This is a genomic window from Acidovorax sp. SRB_14 (assembly GCF_012932145.1).
Taxonomy (GTDB): Bacteria; Pseudomonadota; Gammaproteobacteria; order Burkholderiales; family Burkholderiaceae_C; genus Simplicispira.
On record NZ_MWOK01000045.1, the window covers coordinates 1 to 3,444 of the forward strand.

4 protein-coding genes and 1 pseudogene are annotated in these 3,444 nt (G+C 67.5%); all 5 read left to right on the top strand.

The features are described 5' to 3' along the window. Positions 1–637 (top strand): annotated as a pseudogene (locus B2J86_RS17900) (hypothetical protein); the annotation flags it as partial. A gap of 88 nt (positions 638–725) precedes the next feature. After that, a complete protein-coding gene (locus tag B2J86_RS17905) occupies positions 726–1,067 on the top strand; it encodes a hypothetical protein (RefSeq protein WP_169170428.1) in 342 nt (113 codons plus the stop codon). A 14-nt stretch (positions 1,068–1,081) separates the two neighbouring features. Continuing rightward, positions 1,082–1,765 (top strand): C39 family peptidase, encoded by a 684-nt coding sequence (locus tag B2J86_RS17910; RefSeq protein ID WP_169170429.1) that lies wholly within the window; start codon positions 1,082–1,084, stop codon positions 1,763–1,765. Then, the gene (locus B2J86_RS17915; protein ID WP_169170430.1) at positions 1,765–2,349 is read left to right on the top strand and encodes a hypothetical protein; all 585 of its coding nucleotides are present in this window, start codon (positions 1,765–1,767) and stop codon (positions 2,347–2,349) included. Before B2J86_RS17910 ends, B2J86_RS17915 begins: the two co-directional genes overlap by 1 nt. Before the next feature lie 463 nt (positions 2,350–2,812). Continuing rightward, positions 2,813–3,444 (top strand): hypothetical protein (locus tag B2J86_RS18320; protein ID WP_206043302.1); only part of this gene is annotated, 632 nt, incomplete at its 3' end.

A 3,444-nucleotide genomic window follows, 5' to 3' on the forward strand; every position in this document is an offset into this window, starting at 1 on the left:
CAACGGCAGCGCCACCAATGGCAGCGCCACCGCAGGCAGCGGCGGCAATGGCAATGGCGGGCGCGCCAATGGCGGAGACAGCGGTGGTGCGTCCGCTGCCAACGGCAGCGGCAGCGGCAGCGGTGGTGGCAGTGGCTCCGCCAATGGCGGCAGCAACACCGACGGCGGCACGGGCGGCAACGGCGGCACCTCGGGCAGCGGCGGAGCCGCCACCGCCACCGGCTCAGGCGGCACCTCCAACAGCAATGGCGGCGGCAGCACCCGCACCGCCGGCATGGGCACGGGCGGCGCCGGCGGCAGCAGCACCAATGGCAGCGCCACCAACGGCGGCGCCAGCAACGGCGCCAACACCAGCGGCAACGGCGGCGCGGGTGGCAGCGGCGCGGGCGGCACGGGTGGCGCCGGCAGTGGCGGCACCAACACCGCCAATGGCGGCGCCGGTGGCACGGGCGCGGGCGGCAGCGGCGGCGCTGGCGGCACCAACACCGTGAGCGCGGGCACGTTCAGCATGGCCAACACCATGACCAGCGTCGGCCAGTCGGCCGCCGGCATCATGGTCGCGAGCCAGAACAGCGGCATCTCGTCGCTGGTCCAGCAGAGCGTGAACGTGCAGGCCAACCTGGCCGTCGGCAAGTAAGCGCCTCCCCAGGCCCGCGCAGCGCGTGCACGCCACGCCTGCGCTGCGCCTCTTGCCTACCCCAACGACCGCAACGAGGGCACACGCCATGACCTTGATCCGCTCCCTTCCCGCAGCGCTGGTGCTGCTCGGCACGCCCCTGCTGGCCAGCGTGGCCACGGCCCAGACCACTTCTGCCACCGACCTGTTTGCCAGCGCCGTGGACAGCGCCGCGCTCGACAGCTACCGCGGCGGCGCTGCCCAAGTGCACAGCGACATGGCCCTCACGGGCACCACTGCCGACAACACCGCCCAGCACGTCAACACCGGCAGCAACGCCATCAGCGCCGGCGCGTTCGCCAACATGAGCGGCATACCCGTCGTGGTCCAGAACTCGGGCGCCAACGTGCTGATCCAGAACGCCGTCATCGTGAACGTGCAGATGAACTGACACCGGTGGCCACCATGCGACTGCTTTTGCTTTCCCTGGCACTGCTGCTGAACGCAGCCACTGCGGCGGGCGCGCAACCGGCTTATTTCCCTTCCATGGCCGCAGGCGACGTGACCCTGCCTGTGACCAGCATCAAACAAGCGCGCCTGGCGGGCACGCTGCTGCAAAAATACGATTTCAGCTGCGGCTCGGCGGCCCTTGCCACGCTGCTGACCCACCACTACGGCACACCGGTCGACGAACAGACCGTGTTCGCCCAGATGTATGCGCTGGGCGACCAGGCCAAGATCCAGCGCGAAGGCTTCTCCTTGCTCGACATGAAGCGCTTTCTGGCCAGCCTCGGCTTCGAGGCCGACGGCTTCCAGCAGCCCCTCGACAAGCTGCAGGAAGCACGCATTCCGGCGATCGTGCTGGTCAATGAAAACGGCTACCAGCACTTCGTCGTGGTCAAAGGCCTCCAAGGCGACCGCGTGCTCGTGGGCGATCCGGCGCAAGGCACGCGCGCCCTGTCGCGCGCTGCCTTTGAATCCCTGTGGCAGAGCAAGCTGCTGTTCGTCATCCACAACGCCATGGATGCTGCGCGCTTCAACCTGGCCGCCGACTGGCGTGTGGCGCCGCGCGCGCCCCTGGGCAGCGAGATGGCCCGTGCGGGCTTCACCGGCTTTGCCCTGCAAAAGCACGGGCCGGGAGACTTCTGATGCGCCGCGCACTGTTGCGAACCAGCGCAGCCCCAGGCCTTGCCAGAGCGGCCGCCTGCGCCTGCGTGGTGGGTGCGCTGGCCAGCCCTGCCGTGGCGGCGCCGCCCGCGCAAGACGCGGTCTGGATGGCCGTGGCCGACCAAACGCTCGACGGTCTGCGTGGCGGCTTCAACATGGGCGATGGCCTGATGGTGTCGTTTGGCATCTCCCGCGCCGTATTCATCAATGGCGCACTGATCACCGAGACCTCGCTCAACGTCGGCCGTGTGGCAGACCTCACACCGGCACAGGCGACCCAATTGAGCCAGAAGCTTGAGACCCTCAGCCTCGTGCAGAACGGACCAGGCAACAGCTTCGCGTCGGGCCCATCGACCACCACCAGCAGCCCGACGGCCACGGGTCCTACGGTCACCGCCATTGCCGGAGCGACAACGGGCACCTTCATCCAGAACTCGCTGAACAACCAGCAGATCCGCTACCAGACGATCATCAATGCCAGCAGCAACGGGCTGGGCATGGTGCGATCCGTGAACCTGCACGGCACCCTGGCCGACGCGATCCAGCAGAGCATTGGCCAGCGGTGACGGCGGTTATCACGAAAAGACCGTCAATCGCTTGATACACGTTCGCTGACAGCTATAAGTTTCATAGCATCATGCAACATTCGATCGACACCGCCATGAGCCCCGCAAGCGCACGGACGGCTTGCCACCGTCCGCGTACACCGCGCCGCGCCCCCGGCGTCACAGCATTGAGACACCCCAGTCTGCGGCATGTGGAAAGCGCAGGGCAAGGCGCGGCTTGGGGTGCCAGGTTGCCATGCCGCCGCCCCTGCCCCATGCAGTGCATGCGCCAGCCTGCTGTGGCCTTTGGGGTGGAAGCGTCTCGCACACCCGGCTTTTCGGCGCCAGACGGCCGCGGTCTTTGCGGCAGCCACGCCAACGCGGCCCCAGGGCACATGGCTGGCACCAAAGTTGCTGTGACCCCCGTGAATTGCGCCCGCGCAGCTCAACCCTTGATCCTGTTCCACTCACCGTAGGAGGCTCTATGAAGATGACACTTGTGGCTTCGGCCATGGCAGTTGCGTTTGGTATCAGCGGCGCGGCTTTCGCCAGCAGCACCGACCAGAACACCCGCCAAACGGGCACGTCAGGAAACAATTCCAGCACCAATATCAACAGCGGTGCGAGCAATGACAACAACAGCCAAACGACCACCCAGAACACAACCCGCACCGATAACACCAACACCACCACCAATACCAACACCAACCAATCCGACAATGGCACCAACAGGGGCTCTGGCGCGGCCACGGCCAGCGCGGCCCGCTCGGCGGCCCTGAACAACGGCTCGACGGGCACGCTGAGCGACACCTTCAACGTGTCTACCGCCATGGCCACCAGCAACCTCAGCGGCATGGTCACGGGCAACCGCGTGCGCGACATCGGCAACAGCGCCACCAACAGCGGCAATGCCAACGGTGGCACCGCCCAGGCGGGCACGGGCGGCGCCAGCAACGGTGGCCGCGCCAGTGGCTCGGGCACGGGAGGCACGGGGGCCGCAGGCAACGGGTCCAACGGCTCTGCAGGTGGCAATGCCTCCAACGGCAACATCAACAACGGCAGCGCCACCAATGGCAGCGCCACCGCAGGCAGCGGCGGCAATGGCAATGGCGGGCG